This window comes from Slackia faecicanis, assembly GCF_003725295.1.
GTDB classification, from domain to species: domain Bacteria; phylum Actinomycetota; class Coriobacteriia; order Coriobacteriales; family Eggerthellaceae; genus Slackia; species Slackia faecicanis.
In genome coordinates this window covers 230,167-255,793 of sequence record NZ_QICB01000003.1, presented here as the reverse complement: position 1 = coordinate 255,793, position 25,627 = coordinate 230,167, and the positions used below count along the sequence as shown (strand labels likewise).

Here is a 25,627-nt window from a genome sequence, read left to right as displayed (position 1 = left end):
TTACAAACTATGGCAGAGTTCATGAGGCCAACCGTCACTACCGAAGAAGTGAACGATACCGTCGCTCGCTTCATCGTAGAGCCGCTCGAGCGTGGTTTCGGATATACGCTGGGCAACTGCATGCGTCGCGTGTTGCTCTCTTCCCTGGATGGCGCGAAAGCGACCGCTATCCAGATCGAAGGCGTGCAGCATGAGTTCACGACCGCAGAAGGCGTGATCGAAGATGTCACCGATATCGTCCTCAACGTGAAGGGCCTTGTTTTCTCGGCCCTCTCCGAGGACTACACCGAAGCGGTCGCGACGATTTCCGTCGAGGGCCCCTGCACGGTGACCGGCGCCGACATCAAAGTTCCTGCCGAGTTCACGCTTGTTAACCCCGAGCATGTCATCGCCACTGTGGCCGATGGCGGCACGTTGAACATGAATATCCGCATCGGTGTCGGCCGCGGCTACGTCTCGGCCGAGCGCAACAAGCGTACCGAGGATCCCATCGGTATCATCCACGTGGATAGCCTGTTCTCCCCCGTGCGTCGTTGCACCCTCGCGGTCAGCGACACGCGCGTGGGTCAGCGTACCGACTATGACAAGCTGGTTCTTGAGGTCGAAACCGACGGCTCCATCGTCCCGAACGAGGCGGTGTGCCGTGCGGCCAACATCATCAACCAGTACATGGGGGCGTTTTTGACCCTGGCCGATATCACCGACGAGGACGAGGGCGAAATTCCGTCCATCTTCGCTCCGGAAGGCCAGGAGGCCAATGCTGAGCTCGATAAGCAGATCGAGGACCTGGACCTGTCCGTCCGCTCCTACAACTGCTTGAAGCGCGCCGGTATCCATTCCGTGCGTCAGCTGGTCGAGTTCTCCGAGAACGACCTGCTCAACATCCGTAACTTTGGCGCGAAGTCCATCGAAGAGGTCAAGGACAAGCTGATCTCGATGGACCTCAACTTGAAGCAATAATAGGAGATACACGATGAGGCATTACAAGAAGGGCCGCAAGCTGGGCACCGATGCCGCCCACACTAAGGCCATGAAGAGGTCGCTGGTGCAGGCGCTGTTCCTGAACGACCGCATCAAGACCATCGAGTCTCGCGCGAAGGAAATCCGCCCCGATGTCGACCGTATCATCACCTGGGCGAAGAAGGGCGACCTGCATTCCCGTCGTCTCGCCATCGCCGCTCTCGGCAACGACAAAGAGCTCGTTCGCGAGATCTTCGAGAAGGTCGCTCAGGGCATGTTCGCCGATCGTCAGGGCGGCTACACCCGCATCCTGAAGCTCGGCCCCCGCAAGGGTGACAACGCTCCTATGGTCATCATGGAGCTCGTGACCGAGCCCGTGGCCAAGAAGGAGGAGAAGGCTGAGGAGAAGGCCCCCAAGGCTGCTCCGAAGAAGGTCGAGAAGGCTGAAGAGACCGAGGCTGTCGCCGAGGCTCAGGCCGAGGAGACCGTCGAGGCCGAGGAGAAGAAGGCCGAGTAGCCTTTTTCCCACCCATATGGTTTCAAGAAAGGACGCTTCGGCGTCCTTTCTTCGTTTCGGGCGCTGTTCGGGGCAGGCGACCTGGTTTCGGCTTGGTTGCAATGGTGCCGGAGGTCTGCCGGGCGTGTTTGCATCGTGATACCATGGGGCCGTCCTTGGAAAAGGAGGCGGCGATGCGCTTCGGGCGTGCGCCTCGATGCGGAGAGGAGGGCGTCATGTCCGAAATCGGAAAGCTTATCAATGATGCCATCGATAAGGCTCAGGAACTGGCGAGCGAAATGAAGGAAGCGGGCGACAAGGTCATCGACGTCATCCAGGAACAGACGCCGGCCGTGATGGAAAGCGCCCGTGTCAAGCGCGAAGACATGGCGAATGCCACGCGCGAGAACATTCCCGTTCTGATCGACGAGGCCAAGGCCGCCGCCGACCGCGCCATGGAGGCCCGCAAAGAGGTGGCCGAGCGTATGATGGACGCCACGGTGCAGATTGCCGATAAGTCGGTCGAGATGACCAAGGAGATGGGCGATCGCGCGGCCGAAGCCGCCAAGGCCACCGTCGAGCGCATTTCCAAGAAGGAATCCGAAAACGAGGCGGACGAAGAATAGCGCGCCATCATAGAGAACGCATGACGAGAAAGGGGCTTCACGCCCCTTTCTTTTATACTGGAGCGCATGTCTGAATCGAAACATACCCGAGCTTCTCGTTCGTCGGCCCGCCGCGCGCGTATCGATGCGCGCGTGTCCATCGTGGCGGTGCTGTTCTATTCGATTGCGCTTTTCGTGGCGCAGTCGTGGCTCGCTATGGGCGTTCTGGCCGCAGGCCTCGCGGCTGTTTTGGCGTTGGCGCGCATGAATGTGGCATCCATGCTGAAAGGCATCGTGCCGCTGCTCGTCATTTTGGCCTTCACCGTGATCGCCCATATTCCGCAGGGAATCGGCGAAGGGTTCTATTACGCGCTGCGCATCCTGCTTCTTGCCATGGCAACGCTGTGCGTGGCGTTTTCTTATGATGATACGCAGCTCGTGCGCGCGTTCGCCTCGTTTCTCCGCCCGCTGCGCGCCGTTCGTGTGCCGGTGGACGATATCGCCACCATGTTCTCGATTGCGATCAGGTTCATTCCTGTGAGCCTCGACGAATTCCAACGCGTGTCGAACGCCCAGCGCGCCCGCGGCGCCGCGCTCGACGAGGGAAACGTGGTCGAGCGCGTGAAATGCTGGGGAAGCGTCTTGGTTCCCATTTTGGTGGGCCTGTTCCACCGCGCCGGCGTTTTGGCGCAGGCCATGGAGGCCCGCTGCTACGGCGGGGGAGCGAAGCGCAGCAGCCTGCACGGCGACGAGCGCTTGCACGCTATGGACGTGGCCGCGGCCGCCGCGGCGTCGTGCGTCTGCATGGCGGTGGCGGTGCTTTTGTAGGAGGAATCCTCGGCCGACGAGCGCCGGTCGAAGCCGCTCTGGCCGCGCTTGCCAGCCGCTCGCCTCCGTCGTGTGCGCAACCTGGTACAATTTCCCTGTTATACGGCGCGTTTGCGCCGTCTTCGTTGCGGCGCATGATCGATCGCGCCGCGTGAAACCGACCGAGGAGGCAATCTTCATGAGCATCATCTTCGACGTGTACGGCCGCGAAGTCCTGGATTCCCGTGGCAACCCGACCGTGGAAGTGGAAGTTACGCTTGACGACGGGTCCTTCGCCCGCGCTATCGTGCCCTCGGGCGCCTCGACGGGCGCTTTCGAGGCCGTGGAGCTGCGCGACGGCGACGCCGGCCGCTACCTCGGCAAAGGCGTGACGAAGGCGGTCGCTAACGTCAACGAGGAAATCGCCGACGCCGTGATCGGCATGAACGCGCTCGACCAGCGCGCCCTCGACGCCGAGATGATCGACCTCGACGGCACCCCGAACAAGGGCCGTCTGGGCGCTAACGCCATCTTGGGCGTTTCTCTGGCCACGGCCCGCGCCGCAGCCGAATCCGTCGAGATGCCGCTGTACCGCTACGTCGGCGGCGTGAACGCGAACCTGCTTCCCACGCCCATGATGAACATCCTCAACGGCGGCGTGCATGCCGACAACAACGTCGACTTCCAGGAGTTCATGATCATGCCCGTGGGCGCTCCTTCTTTCGCCGAGGGCCTGCGCTGGTGCGCCGAAATCTATCATACGCTCAAGAAGGTCCTGCATGATGCGGGCCTCGGCGGCGGCGTGGGCGACGAAGGCGGCTTCGCCCCGAACCTCAAGACCAACGAAGAGCCTCTGAAATACATCACCGAGGCGTGCGAGAAGGCCGGCTACAAGCCCGGTGTCGACATCATGTTCGCCATGGATCCGGCTTCCACCGAGTACTACGATGCCGAGCGCGGCGTGTACGTCCTCGCCGGCGAAGGCGTCGAGTACACGAGCGAGGAAATGGTCGACTACTGGGAGAAGCTCGTCGACAAGTACCCGATCATCTCCATCGAAGACGGCATGGCCGAGGAAGACTGGGACGGCTGGAAGCTTCTGACCGACCGCATCGGCGACCGCGTGCAGCTGGTGGGCGACGATCTGTTCGTCACCAACTCCGAGCGCCTGAAGAAGGGCATCGAGCTGGGCGTCGCCAACGCCATCCTGGTGAAGGTGAACCAGATCGGCAGCCTGACCGAGGCCATGGAGGCCATCCAGATGGCCAAACAGGCCGGCTACGCCTGCGTCATGAGCCACCGCTCCGGCGAGTCCGAAGACACCACGATCGCCGACCTGTCCGTGGCCTGCAACGCCGGTCAGATCAAGACCGGCGCTCCCTGCCGCTCCGACCGTATCGCCAAGTACAACCAGCTCATCCGCATCGAGGAAGAGCTGCACGAGTCCGGCCGCTATGCGGGCATGGACGCGTTCTACAACATCAAGCGCGCATAACGCTTCGCGATTTTCGAAGATGCCCGTCGCATTCGGCGGGCATCTTCGTGCTTCGGCGCCGCGTTCGTGCGCTGATACGAGAAAGGCTCCCGTCTTCGGGAGCCTTTCTCGTTGCGGGAGAGCGTCGCGCGCCTATTCTTCGTCGAGGTTCAGCTTGCCGATGCGTTCGGCCAGATCGTCGCCGCGCTCGTGGAACAGCAGCTTTTCGTTGTGCGCGAAGTAGCGCTCGCAGCCGTGGTCGTTGATGAAGGCCATGCTGTGGCGGTTGACCGAAAGGTCGGTGATCAGCAGCAGCATTTCCTGGCCGTCGCCGAAGGCGTCTTCGACGAAGCGGAACACGGCGTCGAGCGCCGCGGCTGCGGCGTCGATCAGGATGTCGAGGGCGTCGAGCAGCGAGCCGAAGCGCTCCTTGACGTCGTCGAACGAAAGCGCGTCGCCGCCTGCGGCGCGCACCGCGTCTTCGAGTAGCGTGGCCGTGCGCTCGTAGGACAGGCGCTTCTCTTCGGTGAGCAGGCCCGCTTCCTTTTCGGCGGCAAGCTTGGCGCGGATGGCCGCGGCGCGCTCGCTCGCCATGTCGGCGGCATCGGCGACGCCCGCCGCTTCCAGCTCGTCGCGCAGCGCCGCCAGCTGGTCGTGCACGAAGCCCGCCGCGCGCTCTTCGCATGCCGCCTCGCGCACGCGGGCGATCAGCGCGTCCACGATCAGGCCCATGAGCGATACGCGCTCGTCGAAGGCCGCTTCGCGAGCGCGCTCGACGATGGATTCGTCCGCCTTGCCGTCCACGATGTCGTCGACGCGGTAGTCGGAGCGGTATTTGGAGAACAGCTCGTAATACACCGAGAAGTGCTTGGCCACCTCGGGGTTTTGCACGTACTGGCCGATGAGCAGGTCGTCGACGGGCAGGCCTTCTTCTTCGTAGAGCTTGATGATCGAGGACAGGTCGTCCCAGCCGCGCGCGGTGACGAACGACATGCCGTCGACGGTGGTTTCCACGCGGTAGAAGTTGCCGCGCTCGATATCGAGGTAGGTGAGCACCGCGGGATGCACGCCGGTCTGCACGGCGTAGTCGCGCCACGCTTGGTAGTCGGGTTCCACGTCGATGCGCTTGAGGCGGTCCCAGGTGGCCATGTCGAAATCGTGCACGGTGCGGTTGTACTCGGGCGGGTTGCCTGCGGTGACCACGATCCATCCGTCGGGCACGCGGTGGCGGCCGAACACCTTGTACTGCAGGAACTGCAGCATCGCAGGCGTCAGCGTCTCGGACACGCAGTTGATTTCGTCCAGGAACAGGATGCCTTCGCTTTTGCCCGTGGCCTCCATCGCGTCGTAGACCGACGCGATGATTTCGCTCATGGTGTATTCGGACACGTCGTACTCCACGCCGCCGTAGGTCTTGCGCGCGATGAAGGGCAGGCCCAGCGCGCTTTGGCGGGTGTGGTGCGTCATGGAATACGAGACGAAGCCCACTTCGAGCTCCTGGGCGATCTGTTCCATGATCGCGGTTTTGCCGATGCCGGGCGCGCCGATCAGAAACACCGGGCGCTGGCGGTTGACGGGCAGGCGGTAATCGCCGAATTCGTCTTTGGCGAAATACGCCCTCATGGAACGTTCGATCTGCTTTTTCGCTTGGCTGATGTTCATGGGCCCTCCTTGGCGAGGTCGGGACGGCGCCGCGGCGCGCGTCCCTGCGGTTCGGATTGCTTCGGGTAAGCGGCCGAAGGCGCCTCGGCCGCGCGAGGTTTCTTAGAGGTCGTCGTCGAGGAGCACCTTTTCCTCCAGGACCACCTTCATGGCCCAGACGGGCACGGTCACGCCCGCGTCGTCGTCCACGAAGACGAACGCCGCTTCGTAGTCGGGCTTGCGCGCGGGGTAGGTTCCCTGGCCGTCGGTGAAATAGATGAGTCCCGCCAGATCGGTGAATTCTCCGCGCTCGAGCGCCGCGTCGACGTAGGAGAACACGGGGCGGAAGTCGGTGCCGCCGAGGCCTTTGATTTCCAGATCGTCGAGGTAATGCTCCAGATCGGGCAGCGAGCCGATGCGCGTGACGTCGGCTATCTCGGCGTCGCACTGAATGATCAGCACGTTCATGTCGGCGAAAAAGCCTGTTTCGTCGGAGAGGATCGAATAGGTCTTCTCGATGAACTTGCGCACGAGTCCGTCTTTGGTCGAAGCCGACGTGTCAATCGCCACCACGAAATCGCGGACGCGCTTCTCTTCGCTGTATTCGAGCGGCTCGATCAGGGGCAGGTTGCCGTAGCGCGACAGGCCGTAGCAGTAGTACACGTAGTCGAATTCGTCGTCGTTGATGCGCATGTGCTCGCCCATGCGCGCGAACTTGCGCAGGAACTCGCGATAGTCCTGCTTCTCGCGCGTGACCGAGCGCAGGTTCATCGAAAGGTTAGACCCCTCGACGCCCCAGAGCTGCACGTAGGTGTCCAGCTGCACGCCCATCTCGTAGGCGGCGTTTTTCCATTGCTCGCGCGAACGGTCGAGGTTCACCGTGTTCGCGAAGCGCTTGCCGACCGCTTCGGCGGCGTTTTCGGGCGCTTCTTTCTGCACGATGTCTTCCTGCTTCAGGCCGCGGCGCGACGAATGGCTTTTCTCGCGCTTGTCGGCGTCTTCGGGAAGCTCGGCATCGGTGCCGTCTTGTGCGGCCTGGGTGGCGGCGTCGGTACGCTGCGTGTCGCTTTCCTCGGTGCGCGTGCTTTCCGGGTCCTTCGATTTCGCGGACTCTTCGGCGGCCATGGCGTGCCAGGGAGCGTGATCGTCTACCAGAAACGGTTCGCGCATGGCGCGGATGCGCTCGTCATCAGCAACGGTATCAACAAGATACCTATATATAGTTTCAGCTGTAATGATATTTAAGTTAGCTTCTATCTCTGCGAGCGTCGCCTGCTGGCGAGCCATCGCCTCCGTGCGCGCGGCGGGAATGTCCAGCTGCGTCATGACGTGTTCGACGGCGATGTCGCAGGCCGTATCCCAGCGTAGCGTGTCGACGCGCGCGTCGGTGTAAAGGTGGAGGAACACGTTGTGCAGGGTCATGTGCAGAAACGCATGCGCGGCGAACGCGGGTTCGGCGGCGTAGTTGCGCGCGAACGAGGCGGAATCGAAGCGGATGTATGCGCCGTCGGTGGCGAGCGTCGCGCCGGGCACCGGCAGCGGGCGCAGGCGGGCGAAGGCCGCGTTCATGAAACGCAGGCGCACGAGCAGCGCGTTTTTGGCGAGGTCGAGCGCTTGGACGGCAAGCGCGTCGACGGTTTCGGTTGCCATGGTCGCTCCCATCGAGAGACGTTTGCGGGCTTGATGCCGCCTGTTGCTCCCGCGCTACGCCGGGCCGTCAGGCATGCTTGCCCTAACTCCAGGGCGCAGTGTAGCATGGGGCGAAACGCCGGTAAACAACCGTCGCCGACAATGCGGCCAAGCCGTATTCCGCTCGGGGAAGGAGCTTCTATGACGTGCGATTTCCTGGTTTTCGAAGACGAGGATACCCCTGTCGAAGACCTCATCGCCGCGGCCACGGCCCATCCGCGCCACCTGCGCGCGGGCGAGGCCGACGTGCGCGATGCGGCCCGCGCCCGCGAGGGCGAGGTGTGGTCGCCTCAGCTTCTTCCTTATGAGGAATGGGTGTCGGCGGCCCGCGCGGACGGCCGCGCTCCCGCCAACGAGATGCTGCCCGCGCAAGAAATCGGACTGATCTATTCGGGCGCCCGCAGCATGGGCATCGAACGCGACGAGCTCGATGCGGTGCTCGACCGCGCCATGGCGGGAAGCGACCTGGCCCGCCCCGAAAGCAGCGCCGTGCTGGCGCCGCACGTATCGGGCGGCGCCGACGCGTCCGACCTGAGCGATATCGTGGCCGTCCGTCGCGAAGACGACGGCTACGCCCTGGTCGGGTTCGACCTGAAACGCCTGGCGAAGGCGCTCGGATCCGATCACGTGACGGCGGTGCTGCCGGCATCGGTCGAAGGCGTGCCGATCGTGCGCGTGACCGCCGAGGCCTTCGCGCGCCGTTTCGTGCAGGGCGTGGGCGTGCGGTTGCTGGCGATTCCCGACACGGTGAAGCGCATCGACGCCTCGGCGTTCTCGGCGGTGTCGGCAGGCTGCATCCATCTGGGCGCAGGTCTCGAGCACATGGGCGAGCAGCCGTGCGATCTGGCGGGCGTTTCGCCGCGTCTGGGAAGCCGCGCCTATTCCGTGGACCCGCGCAACGAGCGCTATTGCGCGCGCGAAGGAAGCCTGTTCGACAACGGGGGAGCGCGCCTCGTGTTCGCCGCGCCCCCTTACGCCGAGCGCATGACGGTGCCGCAGGGCGTCGAAGAGATAGGGCCCTCGGCGTTTTGCGCGGGCTGCGCGCAGCCCGACGTGGTACATGCCCCCGCTTCGCTTGCGCGCGTGGCCGCCCGCGAATGGGACGATGCCGTGTGGATCTTTCCCGACGAGGCCCCGGCGGTCGCCCCGCTTCATGCCCGCGGCGTGCGCCTGGCGAGCGAGCGCGTGGTCGAGCACGACGAATGCTTCTACGATTTCGACGAGGAAGGCGCCGTTCTGGTGGCGGGCCCTGCCGCTCCGAAGTCCATCTCCAAGCGCTTCGCCGAGGCGGCCGCCGTGCGCCATGCGGGCATGGCCGACCTGGCGCCGTCTGCGGCCATCAAGGCCCCGGCGCCGCCTGTGCGCCGGTCGCTCTCCCTTCCGAGCGAAGTGGAGGGCCGCCCGCTCGTGCGCATCGGGGTGCGCGCCTTGCCGTATGCGCCCGCCACGCTTTCGATCCCTGCGACGGTGCGCGCGATCGAGCGCGACAACGCCTGCCGCGGCACCGAGCGCCTCGTGCTTTCCGAGGGGCTTCGCAGAATCGGAGCGCATTGCTTCTGCTCGCGCCTGTTTTCCGCGCCCGTGTCCGTGCCGCGCAGCGTGACGAGCATCGGCGAAGGGTGTTTCGAGTACGCGGCATGCCGTCTCGAGCGCACGGGATCCACGGTCCATGTGTCGGCCGACCAGCTTCTGAGCTGCTTCATCGACGCGTCCGCAGACGGCGGCGTGCCGTTCGATTACGACGCGTACGACGAGCTGCTGCTTTCGGGCAAGAACCTGCCCGACCGCCTGGGCGCGATCATCCACCGCATCGCCGATCCCCATGCTCCGTCGGCCCAGGTGCGCGACGCGCTGGTCGAGCGTCTGCGCGAGCGTGCGGCGGAGGCCCGGATGCGCGTGGCCCGCGACGGCGAACGCGACGAGGTGTCGGCATTGCTTGCGGCAGGTTTCATCGACGACGAATCGTTCGACGAGCAGATCGAGCTTCTGCGCTCGTGCAACCGCGCCGATTGCGTGCTGTATCTCATGGAAGAGCATCGTCGGAAAAACGATGCGCAGGGCGCGCGGGCGACGTCGCGGTCGCGTTTCGCGCTGTAAGAGAAGGAAAGGGAGGTGCGTCGGCGTCTCCCTTTCCTTTCGGTGCCGTTTTGTAAAAAATTATTTTTTGTTCGCATTCGGCATCGTTGAGCAGGAATTTTTTGAAAATTATCATCACGTTTGCACGAAAATGAATCAGGCGCCGACATTGTGTTGATCATTTGGAGACGTTTTGGGGGTATCCTGTTCGTGAGCGTCGCGGGTTGTCTTCCGCGATCACGGGTTCCCAGAAGAAAGCAGGTTGTCATGTCGAACCTCGCATCAGGCCGCACCGACCAGGTCAACGACCCTAACGGACTCTCACTTCCTCACCTTATCGCAGCGGTGATCACGGCCGTCATCGGCGGCGGCGTCTTCACGATGGCGGGCGATATGGCGGCGGCAGGGGCAAACACGGGCGCGGTGCTCATCGGTTGGCTCGTGTGCGGCATCGGCGTGTTCTGCCTGATGATGTGCTTCTACGCCCTGAACAAGTTCAAGCCCGAGCTTACCGGCGGCATCTACAGCTACGCCCGCGCGGGATTCGGCGAGTTCATGGGCTTCACCTCGGCGTACGGCTACTGGATCAGCGCTCTTCTGGCAACGGTCTCCTACACCACGCTGCTGTTCGCCAGCCTGTCGTTTTTCTTCCCCGTGTTCGGCGAGGGCAATAACCTCGTGTCGGTGATCGGCGCCTCGCTGATCGTCTGGGTGTGCTGGGCGTTGGTCTGCCGCGGCGTGAAAGAGGCTGCGAGCATCAACATCATCACCACCATCGCCAAGCTGGTCCCGCTGTTCGTGGCCATCGTGGCGATCATCTTCTCGATGAACTTCGATCCCGCCATCTTCATGGAGAACTTCTGGGGCGAACCCGACGGCCCCGCCCTGTGGGACCAGATCGTCGGCACCGTCGGCGTGAGCATCTGGATCTTCCTGGGCATCGAAGGCGCCGTGGCCATTTCCGGCCGCGCCAAGCGCAGCAAAGACGTCGGCCGTGCGACCATCATCGCGTTCTGCGGCATCCTCGCCATCTACCTGATCGTGTCCATCCTTTCCATGGGCGTCATGCCGCGCGCCGAGCTGGCCGCGCTGCCCAACCCGTCCATGGCGGGAGTGCTCGAGGCCGTCGTCGGTCCCTGGGGCGCCGCGCTGGTGAACCTGGGCGTCGCGCTGTCGCTTCTGGGCGCCATGCTGGGCTACACGATCATCGCGTCCGAGTGCCCGCATGAGGCCGCCGAGCAGGGCGTGTTCCCGAAAATCTTCGCGAAGAAGAACAAGAACGGCGCACCTGTCGTCACCTGCACCATCACCTGCCTGATCGTCCAGGCGTTCCTGGTCATCATTCTGTTCTCGGAGCAGACCTATCAGTTCTTCTACGGCGTTTCGGTTTCTATGATCTTGATTCCGTACTTCTTCAGCACGTGCTACCTGTTCGTGTGCGCCGTGAAGAAGGACGGCTTCGCGGGCGAGAGCAAGGCCACCGTGTGGCTCTATCGCGTCATCGGTTTCGTAGGCCTGTTCTACAGCCTGTTCCTCATCTACGCAGGCGGCCTGACGGGCCTCATGATCACCACGATTCTGTTTGCGCCCGGCATCCTGCTGTACCTGTACGGCCAGAAGGAGCGCGGCCAGGCCATCCTGCCCAACGTCGCCGACAAGGTGCTTGCGGCCGCCATCGTGATCTTCTTCGTGGTGAGCCTCGTCATGATCTTCACCGGCCAGATCAGCGTCATCTAAGGCTTCGGCATCGAAGGGTTCGCGGTTTCAAGGCTTTCGGGAAGGCCCGCTTCGGGCGGCATCGCGAAAGCGGGACGCGCGGACGAAGCAAGAGAGCGGTTTTTCACGAACGGCCCCGGTATCGCACCGGGGCCGTTCGTCTGAGCGGGCGTGGTGTCGTCGTGATGTTCGCCTGCGCATGAAAGCGCCCGGGGCCGTTGTGATACTATGCCAACAGCTCTAACAGCGCATCGCACACGCACCACCGAAATGCACCACCTCTGCCCCCAAGGAGCGCAGTTCTTCATGGCAAGAAGCGGCAACGCCAATATCATCCCGTTCGACGACGCCCGACGCATGGCGTCGTCTCGTTATTCCCGTCCGGCCGTCAACGAAATGGCCCGCGCGGCAGGCGATCCCTACGCGCCCGGCCAGGGGCGCTATGCCTCGCTCGACGTCGCGGCCCCGCGTTCTTCGGCGGGCATGGGCGGCTATGCTTCTTCCACCTATGGCGCTCGCACGTCGTCGGCATCGTTGCCCACGCTGTCGCGTCCGTCTCGCGAGCTTCGCCTGGCGGGCGACCCCCAGCCTTCGCAGCGTGTCGCGTCTCTCGCGTCGTCGCGCGTGCGTGCCGATGCGTCTGATCGTTCGTACGAATCGCGCCCGGCGCTCGAGGCATACGAGCCGTCTGCCGACCGCTCGAAGGAAAGCTCGTCGCGTGCCCAGCGTTCTTACGACAAGCGCCGTGCCAAGACCAAGCAGAAGGCCGACCGCCTGTTCTTCAAGCAGTTCGGCTCCGACGAGCCGGCCCCTTCGCCGCACGCTTCGCGCGCCGCGGTGTACAAGGGCGAAATGGGCAGGGCGCACAAGCGCGCTTTTTCCGACCTGGAATCGGGCCGCGCCGTTTCGGGCGACCCGCGTCGCTCGTCCACGCGCAGCGCCAAGGCTCCGCGCGCATCCGCTCCGCCGCTCGCCGTTTTGGCCGGCGCGGCGGCATGTTTTATCTTCGCGCTGGTCTTGCTGTACCCCGCGGCCCAGACCTATTACCTGGAAACCCGCGAGCAGTCGCGCCTGCAGGCCGAATACGACGCCCTTTCGGCGCGCAACGAGGCCATCGAAAGCCAAATCGAATATCTCAAGACCGACGAAGGCATCGAAGACGCCGCGCACAAAGAGCTCGGCTGGGTCTACGACGGCCAGGTGGCAGGTGTCGTTCGCGGCCTGGGCAACGAGAAGGGAACCGCGCAGGACGAGCTGATCGCCCAGGTCAAAAGCGGCAGCGTTCCTGCTCCCGAAACGTGGTATTCGCCCATGCTCGACGTGCTGTTCGGCTATGTCGACCCCGCCAAAGTCATGCCCGAAAACACCGACATGTCCAATGTGAGCGACGTTTCGGCAGGCCAGCAGCCCGCCGACGGCGCGCAGACGTCGTAGGGCCCTAACGAGAGGAATCCACCATGCGTATCGCCGCTATCGATATCGGAACGGTAACGAGCCGCCTTCTGGTGGCCGACGTGGACGCTTCGGGCGTGCATACGGCGGTGAGGCGCAGCACGATCACCGATCTCGGCATGGGCGTGGACGCCACGGGCCGCCTTGCCGTCGAATCGATCGAGCGCACCGTGGACGTAATCGCTTCCTATAAAGAAATCATCGACGAATGCGGCGCGCAGACGCCGGTCGACCGCGTGACGGCCCTGGCCACCAGCGCGAGCCGCGATGCCGAAAACGCCGATGAATTCGTCGAGCGCCTCCATGCCGTGGGCATCGACCTTTCGGTCATTCCCGGGCGCCGCGAGGCCGAGCTGTCGTTTCTCGGCGCATCGAACGATTTTCGCGGAGAAAACCTGCTGTTCGCCGATATCGGGGGAGGGTCGACCGAGCTCGCGATCGGCCGCGCCGACGCGCCCGCGGGAGCCTTGGTGCCCGAGGTGTCCATGCGCGCGTTTCATTCGTTCGACGTGGGATGCCGCCGCATGACGGAGCGCTTCTTGCACGGCGATCCGCCGAGCGAGGCCGAATACGCCGAAGCGCGCGCGTGGGCTGCAGAGACGCTCGCGCCTTTCTTCGCCCAGGCCGACCTGCACGTCGACCGCCTGGTGGCGGTGGCGGGCACGCCGACGTCGGTGGTGGCCGTGCGCGATGCGCTCGTGCCCTACGATTCGTCGAAGGTGCACAAGGCCCGCGTGAGCAGGGAACAGTTCGACGGCGTCAAAGAGCGTCTCGGCCGCATGCCGCTCGCCGAGCGCATGCAGGTGCCGGGCATCCAGCCCAAACGAGCCGGCGTGTTTCCCGCGGGCGCGCTCATCTTGGACGTCGTCATGGAGCTGGCCGGCGTCGACGGCTTCACGGCAAGCGAAAGCGACATCCTGATGGGCATCGTGCTCGACGCCGCCCGCCAATCGGCCGAATAAGTTCGTTTCATGGCTTCGCGCGAGCTAAAACCGCTTTTGCTATCATTGAAAGCTGTGCGTCCGGATGCACAGCCGCATATGCGGGAGCGTGGCGAAATGGCATACGCAGGAGACTTAAAATCTTCCGACTTCGGTCTTGTGGGTTCGAGTCCCACCGCTCCTACCAAGAACGGCCGACCGGGCCGCATGGGAATTGAGTGACGGAGAGCATCGGCGCGAGGGGCTCGAACCGATAAGGTGGAATTCCGTCAAGAAAACCGTCCTGTGGACGGTTTTCAGGAATTCGCCCGAGGGCTTCAGCCCGAGGGGAAGAGCGTTCGCGCAGCGGACGCGGGAGTCCCACCGCTCCTACCAAGAACGGCCGACCGGGCCGTATAGGAACCGGTTCCAGCGCCTTCGCGTCACGGCGAAGGCCCATACGACGCCCGCGGCGTTGCTTGTTCGCGGAAGGGTCCGCCCTTTCCGCGAGGAACGCAGCCATGCGGCGCGCGAAGGCCCGTTCGCCGGATCGGGCCGAAAGCAGGACAGACGATGGAAAGGGTTGCGAGGTATGACGGCAGCCGAATTGAGAAATGCAAGCATGGAGCAGCTTTTCGAGGCGATCGAGAATCCTCCGACGACGTTCGAGGAATATCTCGATTCCTATGCGGGCGTGGTCGGCGAGCTGGTGAACACCTACATTCCGCGCGGCACGCATGCCGACATGGACAAGTATCTCTACGATCCTCTGTTCTCTTATAGCCAGAATGGCGGCAAGCGCCATCGTCCGCTGATCTGCTTCGCGTCGTGCCTCGCCGTGGGCGGCGACGTCCGCCTGGCGGTTTCCGCCGCATCCGCGATCGAGCACTTCCACACCGCGGCTTTGATCCACGACGACATCGCCGACGAGGCCACGCTGCGCCGCGGCGAGCCCTGCCTGCATCTGACGCAGGGCCTGGGCATCGCCATCAACGCGGGCGATCTTGCATTGTCGCTGGTCAACGGCAGCGTCATCAAAGACCCCGTCCTGAGCGACTCCGTGAAGGTGCGCGTGGTGGGCGAGCTGATCGAGATGACGCGCCGCACGGTGGAGGGTCAGGCGCTCGATCTTGGCTGGGCGCGCGACGAACGCTACGACATCACCCCCGAAGACTATCTGGTCATGGCCACGCATAAGACCGCCCATTACTCCGGCGCGGTGCCTCTGGCGATCGGCGCCATCATCGGCGGCGGCTCCGAGGCCGAAATCGAGGCCCTGCGCAACTACGGCCTCGATACCGGCTTGGCGTTCCAGATCCAAGACGACCTGCTCAACATCGAAGGCGACGCCGACGTGGTGGGCAAGGACTACTGCAGCGACATCACCGAAGGCAAGCGCACGCTCATGGTGGTGCATGCGCTGCAGAATTCCCCGAAGCGCGAACGCCTGATCGAGATTCTTTCCGCCAAGACGACCGACAAAGACCTTCTGGCCGAGGCGGTCGGCATCATGCGCGAAAGCGGCTCGGTCGAATACGCGCGCAGCTACGCGGAAAGCCTGACGAGCGTCTCCAAGGTTCGCCTGATGGACATGCTCGAGGCCAGCCCCGCTCGTGACCTGCTGATTTCCATGGCGGACTATTTCGTGAACCGCCTGAAGTAGAAAGCGTGATCGAACGATGATTTCTGAGACCATCCACAGGCAGGATAAGGAAGGCGACCAGTTCGAGCTGGGCGAGCGCCTGCTGTACCTGCGCACTCCCAATTTCGCGGGCAAAGACGTCGAGGCTTTGCAGACGGCCCTGGGGGCCCTCGGGTTCGCATGCGGCGGCGTCAGCGGAACCTTCGGCGCCTACACCGAAGGCGCGCTGCGCAAGTTCCAGCTGAACATGGGCCTGGTTCCCGACGGCATCGCCGGCGTGAACACGTACGCCATCCTGCGTAACCTGCACAATGCCTGGATGGACAAGCCCCAGGTGGAAGAGCGCGCCTACATGGGCTTCGCGCGCGCGGCCGACGTGCTCGAGCACCACGCCGTGTGCCTGTTCGGCACCGAGGGCTTCACGCGCAAGGTGGCGTCGTACATGTCGAATCTCGCCATGGCCACCAACCCCCGTTCCAAGATGGTCAGCGCCGAAACCCTGCTCGTGCCGCCCGATGCGGACATGCTGCTGGCGCATATCGTGGGCCCTGACGACAAGACCGATCCTTCGGTGCCTCGCGTCCTGTGCGATGACGCCTCGGCGCTCGCGAAGCGCATCTCCGCCGCCGTGGACGCGGCCCGCGCGAAGACGGGCGAAGGCGAGCCTTTGCGCATCGCGCTGGAGCTGTCGGGCGTCGCCGGCAGCGATGCTGTCGCCGAAGAGGTCGACCGCATGGCCCATCACGACGCGATCTTGCTGCTGGACGCGTTCTGCATGGCGTTTTCGTAGGAGGTTTCGGGGCCGCGCCGTTTCTTTCTTCATGTGGAAGCCTTATGATGCCCGTATGTGTACGAGCGCCTTTCACGGCATTGAGCGCAGGGTTTTTTGCTATGGTTACGCTTTATGAGACCTTTAGAAAAGGATCGATCCAACAGAAGGAGCTTGTATGGCTGAGCAGAAAATGCATCTGACGAGGCGCGCGTTCGTGGGAGGCGCAGCCGCTTTCGGCGCCGTTTCCCTGGCCGTGCCGAGCATTGCATTCGCCGAGCCCACGTCTGCCGACAAGCAGGCCGAGGCCGACGCCGTGCGTGTCAAGCTTGACGATATGCAGTCGAGGCTTTCCAAGGCTTCCGACGATTACTATACCGCTCTCGAAGAGCATGATGTCGCCAAGGCGAAGATGGACGAGGCGCAGACCAAGATCGACGAGAACAACGTTCGTATCGGCGAGCTGCAGGGTCGCCTCGGCGACCGCGCACGTAGCATGTACCGCAACGGCCAGACCACGTTCCTCGACATCCTGCTCGGATCGGCGTCGTTCGACGACTTCCTGAAGAACTGGGATTCGCTCGAGACGCTGAACGACAACGATGCCAAGCTCGTTTCCGAAACCAAGACGCTGCGCGAAGACAACGAGGCTCAGCGCGTCGAATACGCCTCCCAGGCCGATACCGCCAAGGCGAAGATGGACGAGGCTTCGGCCATCAAGACCGAGGCCGAAGCACTGGTCGCGCAGTACCAGGCCGAGGTTGATTCCCTCGACGCCGAGGTCGCAGCCCTGGTCAAGCAGGAGCAGGAGGCTGCTGCCGAGGCCAAGGCCGCCGAAGAGGCAGCCAAGTTCCAGGAGCAGCAGCGCGCCGAGCAGCAGGCGGCCCGGCCTTCGGGCGGCAATGCCGGCGGCTCTTCTTCCAACGGAGGCTCCTCCAATAGCGGCAATGCCGGCGGCTCCGCCTCCAACGGCGGCAGCACGGGCGGTTCGTCGTCCAACGGCGGCAACGGCGGGTCTTCCGACAACGGAGGCTCTTCGTCCGGCGGCTCGTCCTCGGGCGGGTCTTCCTCCAACGGCGGCGGCTCGTCCTCGGGCGGCGGCGTTCCCAACACGGCGGCTCTGGGCGTGGCTCAGACCCAGCTCGGCGTTCCTTACGTCTGGGGCGGCTCCACGCCGGGCGTCGGTTTGGACTGCTCCGGCCTGACCAGCTATTGCTACAGCGCGACCGGCTACAGCATCGGCCGCACCACGGGCGCCCAGTACGCCTCTGCGCGCTATGTGCTTTCGCTCGGCCAGGCGCAGCCTGGCGACGTCCTGTATACGGGCGGCCACGTGGGCATTTGCGCCGCAGCCGGCGGCGGAAGCTACATTCACGCGCCGCAGCCGGGTCAGGTGGTGTGCTATTCGTCCTACCGCCAGTTCTACTGCGCGCTGCGCTGGTAGCGTCTATCGATTTTCGGGCGGGCATGCTTCGGCGTGCCCGCTTTCGTCCGCCTTTCGGCTCGAAAAGCGGACGAAAGATCTTTCCTCAAGAAGATTGAAAAAACCTCTTTGCTTTTTTCGGAAGTGTGCTAGAATAAAGCGCGCTGTTTGCGATATGTCGGGACGTGGCTCAGCTTGGTAGAGCGCTGCGTTCGGGACGCAGAGGCCGCAGGTTCAAATCCTGTCGTCCCGACCATCTTTTTCGCGAACGCAATCGAATGCCCGGTCGTTTCTACGGGCGATATCACGGAGGAACACATGAAAATTTTTGGACTCGGCGTGCCCGAACTCCTTATCATCCTTGCTGTTGCCCTTCTTATCTTCGGACCGAAGAACCTTCCCAAGCTCGGTAGCGCGCTTGGCCGCACGGTGAAGAATCTGCGTGACGGCATGGGCGGCGGCAAGAAGAAGGAAATCGAAGACCTCGACGACGAAGACGAGGAAGAGGTCGAAGAGAAGCCCGTTCGTAAAAAGAAGGTTGCTTCTTCTGCCAAGAAGACCACCGCGAACGCGGCCGATTCCGACGAGGAATAGTCTCGAAGAATCTTGCATTCGAACGGTATGCCTGCGGTTGTCGGCATACCGTTTTTTAATTTAGTCAGCAAAGCGCGCCGCAGAGCGCGCGAGTTCTAGGTCAGGTGTTGCGCGATGGCGAACGAGTACATCCTCACTCCCGAAGGAAAAGAGAAGCTCGAGAAGGAACTGCACTATCTCGAGAACGAAAAGCGCGCCGAGGTGGGCGAGCGCATCAAGGTCGCGCGCGAGTTCGGCGACATTTCCGAGAACTCCGAGTACGACGACGCGAAAAACGAGCAGGGCATGGTCGAGGCCCGCATTGCCGAGATCAACCAGATCTTGTCCGAGGCCACCGTCGTCGCCGTTCCCAAGCGCTCTTCCCGCGTGAACGTCGGCAGCACCGTGGTCGTGAACATGGGCGGTCGCGAGCGCACCTTCACCATCGTGGGCGGCGCCGAGGCCGACGTCGCCTCCGGCAAGATCTCGAACGAGAGCCCCGTGGGCGCTGCGCTTCTCGGCCATAAGAAGGACGACGTCATCACCACCACCGGTCCCACCGGTCGCGAGGTCGAGATGACCATCGTCAGGATCGAGCAGTAGCAGCCGATCTGCTTTTTGCATCTCAGCGAGCCAGCCGCTTTTTCCGCGCCCCCGCTTCCCGGGAAGGCGCGGAAGGGCGGCTGGCTCTTGCCGTATTTGCGATAATGAGGCGCCCGTCGTGAAAGCGCGGCGTTATACGTTAGAATCCCATTGATGTTCGAACGAACCGTTTCTATACCAGTCGACGAAGGATGCCAGATGAGCGAAACCACTCCCGAAAACGAGCAGGCCATTGTGGACGACGGCACGCTTAACGACGAGCGCGCCCGTCGCCTCGCCACGCGCGTGGCGTACATCGATGCCGGCACGAATCCGTATCCGGAACATTCCGAAATCACCCATTACGCGGCCGACATCGAGGCGAAATACGCCGAGCTGGCCGCCGGCGAGAACACCGAAGACGTCGTGAAGATCGGCGGCCGCGTCATCGCGAAGCGCGGCCAGGGCAAGATCGTCTTCGTGGTGCTGCGCGACCCCTCTGCCGACATCCAGCTGTTCTGCCGCATCAACGACATGTCCGAGTCCGATTGGGACCTGCTCGGCCGTCTCGACCTGGGCGATATCGTCAACGTCGAAGGCATCGTGGTGCGCACCCAGCGCGGCCAGCTGTCCATCGCTCCGCGTGAGATCGTGCTGCTCTCCAAGGCGGTCCGTCCGCTTCCCGAGAAGTTCCACGGCCTGTCCGACAAAGAGACGCGTTATCGCCAGCGCTACGTCGACCTGATCGTCAACGAAGACGTCCGCGACACCTTCCGCAAGCGTTCCGCCATCCTGTCCGCCTTCCGCCGCTACATGGAAGACGACGGCTACATGGAGGTCGAGACGCCCATCCTGCAGACCATTCAGGGCGGCGCCACCGCGAAGCCGTTCATCACGCACTTCAACGCGCTCGACCAGGAGTGCTATCTGCGCATCGCCACCGAGCTGCACCTGAAGCGCCTGTTGGTCGGCGGCTTCGAGCGCGTGTTCGAAATCGGCCGCATCTTCCGCAACGAGGGCATGGACCTCACGCACAACCCCGAGTTCACCACCATGGAGGCCTATCGCGCCTACTCCGACCTCGAGGGCATGAAGGAGCTCGCCGAGGGCGTCATCAAGGCCGCCGCGCGCGCCGTGGGCCTGGAGGGAACCATTCTGTACCAGGACCAGGAAATCGACCTGTTCGGCGCATGGCCGAGCCGTCCGATGACCGAAATCGTCTCCGACGTCTTGGGTGTCGAAGTGACCATGGACACGCCGGTCGAAGAGCTTGCCGCCCATGCCGCCAAGCATGGCATCGAGGTCAAGCAGGACTGGGGCCCGGGCAAGATCATCGCCGAGATCTACGACGAAATCGGCGAGGATTCCATCGTGAACCCCACCTTCGTCTGCGATTACCCGGTGGAGGTTTCCCCGCTGGCCAAGCGCAACGAGGAAGACCCGCGCCTGACGCACCGCTTCGAGCTGGTCATCGCCGGCCATGAGTACGCCAACGCGTTCTCCGAGCTCAACGACCCGGTCGACCAGGCCGAGCGCTTCGCCCGCCAGATGGAGGAGAAGGCCGAAGGCGACGACGAGGCCATGGAATACGACGAGGACTACGTGCGCGCCCTCGAGTACGGCATGCCTCCCGCGGGCGGCATCGGCATCGGCATCGACCGCGTGGTCATGCTGCTGACCAACTCCGCCAGCATCCGCGACGTGCTGCTGTTCCCGCACATGCGCCCCGAAGGCAAGAAGAAGCTCGGCGCCCAGCAGGGCGGCCAGACCGCTTCCGACGAGCAGGCCGCTGCCGGCATCTACGCGCCCAACAAGGTTCCGACGATCGACTTCTCCAAGGTGGCCGTGGAGCCCCTGTTCGCCGACGAGGTCGACTTCGAGACGTTCAGCAAGTCCGACTTCCGCGCGGTGAAGGTGAAGGAGTGCATCGCCGTTCCGAAGAGCAAGAAGCTGCTGCAGTTCACTCTCGACGACGGCACCGGCGAAGACCGCACGATCCTCTCCGGCATCCACCCGTACTACGAGCCCGAAGACCTGGTGGGCAAGACGCTCGTGGCCATCACCAACCTGCCTCCGCGCAAGATGATGGGCATCGATTCTTGCGGCATGCTGCTTTCCGCCATCCATGAGGAAGCGGGCGAGGAGCGCCTGAATCTGCTCATGCTTGATTCCGCGATTCCCGCCGGCGCTAAGCTGTATTAAGTTGCGTCGGCCGGCTGCGGACGAATCGGACGGGCGCCTCGCCGTTCACTCGTCGCTTGCGTAGCGAAGTACGCGGCGCTCCTCGTTCGCGACGATTCGCTCCGTCGGATTCGCACTTGCCTGCGCTGCGGCGACCAGGGTGGAGGCAGGCGGCGCATCGAGCTGTTTTCGAAGGGTCCGACTCTTTGAGTCGGGCCTTTTTCGTATAGGCGCCGTGCGTGAAGCGTGTGGATGCGATGTAACGAAACGGCACCGGGGGCCTTGCACCTTGGCACTCGTTTTTCATGAGTGCTAGGATTGTTCGCAAAATACGTTGGAGTACTGTTTGTAAGACCGGCGCGTCCGCGCGGGGCCGATCGTTCGGGCCGCGGGGCGTCGTCACCTTTGAGAAACGGGACCTTTTATGGCATTCGAAAAATTCACCGACAAGGCGCGCCACGTGCTCGTGCTTGCCCAGGAGGAGGCGCGCGCATTGAGCCAGCCCCACGTGGGCAGCGAGCATCTGCTGCTCGGCCTTGCGAAAGAGCCCGAGGGCATGGCCGCCCAGGCGCTCGAGCATGTCGGCGTGACCTACGAAGGCGCGCATGAAGCCGTGCGCGCGATGAGCGAGGCCACGAAGACGGAGCAGCCTGCGGCGCATCTGTCCTTCAGCCCGCGAGTCAAGCGCATCCTGGAAACCTCGCTGCGCGAGGCCATGCAGATGGGGCAGAGCTATATTTCCACCGAGCATCTGCTGCTCGGCATCATCCGCGAAGAGGAGGGCGGCGCGATCGACGCGCTGAAGAAGATGGGCGTGTCCGCCGACAAGGTGCGCGGCGCCCTGAACGACCTCGTGGGCCAGCCCACGCCGGTCGCCGCCGGCCTGCCGTTCTTCGGCGGCGAGCAGCAGCAGTCCGATACCGGCATGCTCGAGGAATTCGGCACCGACCTCACCGCCAAGGCGCGCGACGGCAAGCTCGATCCCGTGATCGGCCGCGCTGCCGAAATCGAGCGCGTCATGCAGGTGCTTTCGCGCCGCCAGAAGAACAATCCGCTGCTGATCGGCGAGCCGGGCGTCGGTAAGACCGCCGTCGCCGAGGGCCTGGCGCAGCTGATCGTGGCCGACCAGGTTCCCGACATCATCCGCGGCAAGCGCCTGGTGACGCTCGACGTGTCCGCCCTGGTGGCGGGCTCGAAGTACCGCGGCGAATTCGAAGAGCGCCTGAAGAAGGTGATCAAGGAGGTCGTCAAGGAAGGCGACGTCATCCTGTTCATCGACGAGATGCATACCATCATCGGCGCGGGTTCCGCCGAAGGCTCGATCGACGCGGCCGCCATTCTGAAGCCGCCCCTGTCGCGCGGCGAAATCCAGGTGATCGGCGCCACCACGGTGGAGGAGTACCGCAAGCACCTCGAGAAAGACTCCGCGCTTGCGCGACGCTTCCAGACCATCATGGTGAACGAGCCCAACGAAGAGCAGTCGATGCGCATCCTGGACGGCCTGCGCGACCGCTACGAGGCGCACCATCACGTGCGCTTCTCCGACGAGGCGCTGCATGCCGCGGTCACGCTGTCGAATCGCTATATCCAGGACCGTTTCCTGCCCGATAAGGCCATCGACGTGCTCGACGAGGCCGGCGCCCGCATGCGCATCCGCAACCGCGTGCTGCCCGACGAGATCCGCGATATCGACGACGAGCTGCGCTCCGTGCGCACCAAGAAGGAAGAGGCCATCTCCGGCCAGGACTTCGAGCGCGCCGCCGCTCTGCGCGACCAGGAGAAAGACATCGTCGCCCGCCGCGAAGAGGCCGAGAAGAAGTTCGCCGAGCAGGCCGACCGCAAGCTCTCCGAAGTCACCGAGGCCGAAATCGCCGACGTGGTAAGCATGTCCACGGGCGTGCCGGTGAGCAACCTCACCGAGGCCGAGACCGACAAGCTTCTGCGCATGGAAGGCGTTTTGCACGAGCGCATCATCGGCCAGGAGGAAGCCGTCACGGCGCTGTCGAAGGCGATTCGCCGTTCCCGCAGCGGCCTGAAAGACCCGAAACGTCCCGCGGGCTCGTTCATCTTCCTCGGCCCCTCGGGCGTGGGCAAGACCGAGCTTTCCAAGGCGCTCGCCGAGTTCCTGTTCAGCTCCGAAGAGGCCCTCATCACCTTCGACATGTCCGAATACATGGAGAAGCACAGCGTCAGCCGCCTGGTGGGTTCGCCTCCGGGATACGTGGGCTTCGACGAGGGCGGCCAGCTTACCAAAGCGGTTCGCCAGCGTCCGTATTCGGTGGTGCTGTTCGACGAAATCGAGAAGGCGCATCCCGATGTGTTCAACATCTTGCTGCAGATTCTCGAAGAGGGCCGCTTGACCGACGCCCAGGGCCGCTCGGTGGACTTCCGCAACACGGTGATCATCATGACGTCCAACGTGGGCGCCCGTGAAATCGCCCAGAGCGCGCCGCTCGGATTCACGCCCGATTCCCAGGCCGGCCTGTCCGACAAGGAAATCAAGAGTCGCGTGATGAGCGAGATGAAGAAGCTCTTCCGCCCCGAGTTCTTGAACCGCCTGGATGAAATCATCGTGTTCAAGAGCCTGACGCGCGAGCAGATCGGCCGCATCGTCGAGCTTATGGTGGCCGACCTGCGCGACCGCTTGATCGCCATGGACATGACCATCAACCTGACGCCCGCCGCGCGCGAGCACGTGGCCGACGAGGGCACCGATACCTCGATGGGCGCCCGTCCGCTGCGCCGCGCGATCCAGCGCCTGCTCGAAGATCCGATCGCCGAGCAGATTCTGGAAGGCAAGTGGCACGCGGGTTCGGTCATCGACGTGGACCTGGCGGACGGCGAGCTCGTGTTCACGCCCGGCGAGGGAGAGATTCCCGCGCCGCGAAAGCGTGATAGTATTGCACGAGAAGCAGAATCGCTGCTTCCGCAGTTCGATCTGGGACATGCCGGCGCCGGCGGTTCCGGCGGCGTGTCGAGCGGCGGAGCAGCCGACTAGTCAACCATAGCAATACGGGCTTCGGGCCCGTGCGCGGGGCGTCTGTCTGCCGGACGCCCCGCGTGTTTTCACGGAAGGGGAATCATGGGCGATTTCAACGATAGCAAGGCATATCCCGAAGACCCGGTCTTTCTGCCTTCCGTTCTGGTCGATATCGCGTCGGCCATGACGCTCGGCGGCGATGCGTCCGAGGCCTCCGCCTCGCGCTATAAGGGCACGGTGGGCAAAAGCCCCAAGACGGCCGCCATCATCTTGGCGGGCGGTTCGGGCGAGCGCTTCGGCCACGAAGGCGGCAAGCAGCTCGTCGAAATCGCGGGCCGTCCCATTCTGGCCTGGTCGATCGCGGCGTTCGACGCCGTGGAAGATATCGGGCTGATCGTGGTGGTGTGCCCTTCGGATCGCGCCGAAGAATATAAAGAGCGCGCGATCGACCCGTTCTCGTTCGTCACGCCGCTCGTGCTGGCGCCCTCCGGCGGCTCGCGCCAGGAAAGCGCGTTTTCGGGCCTGGAGTTCGTGCCCGAAGAATACGAGTACGTGATCTTGCACGACGGCGCCCGTCCGCTCGTGTCTCCCGATCTGATCGCGCATACAATCAACACGCTCAAGGGCATGGTCGACGCCGACGGCGCCATTGTGGCCACGCCGGCGGTGGACACGCTGAAGGTGGTCGAAGGCGGCTGCATCGTGGGCACGCCCGACCGCCGCGTGTTCTGGAACGCGCAGACGCCGCAGGTGTTCCGCAGCGGCGTGTACCGCCGCGCCCATGCCTCCGCGCTGCGCGACGGCTTCGTGGGCACCGACGACTCGTCGCTGATCGAGCGCCTGGGCGGCAAGGTCCTCGTGGTGGAGGGCAAGCGCGACAACATCAAGCTCACCGTTCCCGAAGACTACATGATGCTTTCGGCCGCGGTCGATTCGGCCGGCCTCGCCGCCGACAAATAGCCCGCTCTTCGAAGAGAGGACCATCGTGACCAACGTTTCTCCTATGCGCATCGGCCTGGGCTTCGACGTCCACGCGTTCGCGCCCGACCGCAAGTTCATTCTGGGCGGCGTGGAAATCCCTCATCATCAGGGGCTTCTGGGCCACTCCGATGCCGATGTGCTGGCGCACGCCATCTCCGACGCGCTGCTCGGCGCGGCGCGCGCGGGCGACATCGGCAAGCTGTTCCCCGACACCGACCCCGCCTATGCGGGCGCCGATTCGCTCGTGCTGCTGTCGAAGGTGGCCGAGCATGTGCGTTCGCTCGGTTTCGAAATCGTCGACGTGGACAGCGTGGTGGCTGCGCAGGCTCCCAAGCTTTCCCCGCATCGCGATGCGATGCGCGAGAATCTGGCCCGCGCCATGGGCGTTTCGGTCGACGCGGTGGGCGTGAAGGCCACCACGACCGAGCGTCTCGGGTTCGAAGGCCGCGAAGAAGGCGTTTCGGCTCAGGCCGTCGCTTTGCTGCAGCGATGTTAGCTTTTCCGGATGATCGGGCGCATATTCCATGTTCAAGCAGTCCTGACGCGCCCGAAAGCCGCATCAAGCGGCTTTCGGCTCGTGCGGAACTGCGCGTGGGATACGCGCCCGATCTGTTGTAAGCTTTCGGGCGCTGCGTCAAGGCGCATCTCGACCTTGTCTAT

20 protein-coding genes and 2 tRNA genes are annotated in these 25,627 nt (G+C 63.9%); 20 read left to right on the top strand and 2 right to left on the bottom strand.

The genetic code is table 11. The annotated features are described in order from the left end of the window. Positions 1-9 precede the first annotated feature (9 nt). The 5 genes from DMP07_RS06050 (at position 10) to eno (ending at position 4,363) form a co-directional block, all read left to right on the top strand. Complete coding sequence (locus DMP07_RS06050) at positions 10-960, top strand: DNA-directed RNA polymerase subunit alpha (protein ID WP_123198236.1); 951 nt, start codon at positions 10-12, stop codon at positions 958-960. Between the two features lie 13 nt (positions 961-973). Continuing rightward, on the top strand, positions 974-1,477 hold the full coding sequence (rplQ, locus tag DMP07_RS06045; protein WP_123198235.1) for a 50S ribosomal protein L17: 504 nt from the start codon (positions 974-976) through the stop codon (positions 1,475-1,477). Positions 1,478-1,692: 215 nt separating this feature from the next. After that, on the top strand, positions 1,693-2,082 hold the full coding sequence (locus DMP07_RS06040; RefSeq protein ID WP_123198281.1) for a hypothetical protein: 390 nt from the start codon (positions 1,693-1,695) through the stop codon (positions 2,080-2,082). A 66-nt stretch (positions 2,083-2,148) separates the two neighbouring features. Then, a complete protein-coding gene (locus DMP07_RS06035) occupies positions 2,149-2,889 on the top strand; it encodes an energy-coupling factor transporter transmembrane component T family protein (protein WP_123198234.1) in 741 nt (246 codons plus the stop codon). A gap of 178 nt (positions 2,890-3,067) precedes the next feature. Then, positions 3,068-4,363 (top strand): phosphopyruvate hydratase, encoded by a 1,296-nt coding sequence (gene eno / locus DMP07_RS06030; protein WP_123198233.1) that lies wholly within the window; start codon positions 3,068-3,070, stop codon positions 4,361-4,363. A gap of 132 nt (positions 4,364-4,495) precedes the next feature. On the opposite strand, the gene DMP07_RS06025 is transcribed toward eno, so the two are convergent. Next, on the bottom strand, positions 4,496-6,004 hold the full coding sequence (locus DMP07_RS06025) for an ATP-binding protein (protein WP_123198232.1): 1,509 nt from the start codon (positions 6,002-6,004) through the stop codon (positions 4,496-4,498). A 102-nt stretch (positions 6,005-6,106) separates the two neighbouring features. Further along, positions 6,107-7,633 carry a vWA domain-containing protein gene (locus tag DMP07_RS06020; protein WP_123198280.1) on the bottom strand — a complete coding sequence of 509 codons (1,527 nt, stop codon included), beginning with the start codon at positions 7,631-7,633 and terminating at the stop codon, positions 6,107-6,109. 180 nt (positions 7,634-7,813) lie between these two features. On the opposite strand from DMP07_RS06020, the gene DMP07_RS06015 reads away from it, so the two are divergent. From DMP07_RS06015 to ispF, 15 genes are all read left to right on the top strand, one after another. Further along, complete coding sequence (locus DMP07_RS06015; protein WP_123198231.1) at positions 7,814-9,769, top strand: leucine-rich repeat protein; 1,956 nt, start codon at positions 7,814-7,816, stop codon at positions 9,767-9,769. A gap of 246 nt (positions 9,770-10,015) precedes the next feature. Continuing rightward, on the top strand, positions 10,016-11,485 hold the full coding sequence (locus DMP07_RS06010; protein ID WP_123198230.1) for a basic amino acid/polyamine antiporter: 1,470 nt from the start codon (positions 10,016-10,018) through the stop codon (positions 11,483-11,485). Positions 11,486-11,770: 285 nt separating this feature from the next. Beyond that, the gene (locus tag DMP07_RS06005; protein ID WP_161957043.1) at positions 11,771-12,898 is read left to right on the top strand and encodes an FtsB family cell division protein; all 1,128 of its coding nucleotides are present in this window, start codon (positions 11,771-11,773) and stop codon (positions 12,896-12,898) included. 23 nt (positions 12,899-12,921) lie between these two features. Continuing rightward, a complete protein-coding gene (locus DMP07_RS06000; protein WP_123198228.1) occupies positions 12,922-13,878 on the top strand; it encodes a Ppx/GppA phosphatase family protein in 957 nt (318 codons plus the stop codon). A gap of 82 nt (positions 13,879-13,960) precedes the next feature. Next, positions 13,961-14,044, top strand: a tRNA-Leu gene (locus tag DMP07_RS05995). Positions 14,045-14,458: 414 nt separating this feature from the next. Continuing rightward, positions 14,459-15,499 (top strand): polyprenyl synthetase family protein, encoded by a 1,041-nt coding sequence (locus DMP07_RS05990; RefSeq protein ID WP_244594892.1) that lies wholly within the window; start codon positions 14,459-14,461, stop codon positions 15,497-15,499. Between the two features lie 16 nt (positions 15,500-15,515). Continuing rightward, positions 15,516-16,268 (top strand): peptidoglycan-binding domain-containing protein, encoded by a 753-nt coding sequence (locus tag DMP07_RS05985; protein ID WP_123198226.1) that lies wholly within the window; start codon positions 15,516-15,518, stop codon positions 16,266-16,268. A gap of 157 nt (positions 16,269-16,425) precedes the next feature. Further along, on the top strand, positions 16,426-17,691 hold the full coding sequence (locus DMP07_RS05980) for a coiled-coil domain-containing protein (protein ID WP_123198225.1): 1,266 nt from the start codon (positions 16,426-16,428) through the stop codon (positions 17,689-17,691). A 158-nt stretch (positions 17,692-17,849) separates the two neighbouring features. Then, positions 17,850-17,926, top strand: a tRNA-Pro gene (locus tag DMP07_RS05975). 62 nt (positions 17,927-17,988) lie between these two features. Beyond that, a complete protein-coding gene (tatA, locus tag DMP07_RS05970; RefSeq protein WP_123198224.1) occupies positions 17,989-18,264 on the top strand; it encodes a twin-arginine translocase TatA/TatE family subunit in 276 nt (91 codons plus the stop codon). A gap of 114 nt (positions 18,265-18,378) precedes the next feature. Continuing rightward, positions 18,379-18,846: a transcription elongation factor GreA gene (gene greA / locus DMP07_RS05965; RefSeq protein ID WP_123198223.1), complete on the top strand. Its 468-nt coding sequence runs from the start codon at positions 18,379-18,381 to the stop codon at positions 18,844-18,846. Between the two features lie 198 nt (positions 18,847-19,044). Beyond that, positions 19,045-21,027 (top strand): lysine--tRNA ligase, encoded by a 1,983-nt coding sequence (gene lysS / locus DMP07_RS05960; RefSeq protein ID WP_123198222.1) that lies wholly within the window; start codon positions 19,045-19,047, stop codon positions 21,025-21,027. Positions 21,028-21,430: 403 nt separating this feature from the next. Then, positions 21,431-24,004, top strand: coding sequence for an ATP-dependent Clp protease ATP-binding subunit (locus DMP07_RS05955; RefSeq protein ID WP_123198221.1), 2,574 nt, complete (start codon positions 21,431-21,433; stop codon positions 24,002-24,004). 84 nt (positions 24,005-24,088) lie between these two features. Next, positions 24,089-24,946: a 2-C-methyl-D-erythritol 4-phosphate cytidylyltransferase gene (gene ispD, locus DMP07_RS05950; RefSeq protein ID WP_123198220.1), complete on the top strand. Its 858-nt coding sequence runs from the start codon at positions 24,089-24,091 to the stop codon at positions 24,944-24,946. A 43-nt stretch (positions 24,947-24,989) separates the two neighbouring features. Next, entirely contained in the window at positions 24,990-25,463 is a 474-nt protein-coding gene (gene ispF, locus DMP07_RS05945) for a 2-C-methyl-D-erythritol 2,4-cyclodiphosphate synthase (RefSeq protein ID WP_123198279.1), read from the top strand. Positions 25,464-25,627 lie beyond the last annotated feature (164 nt).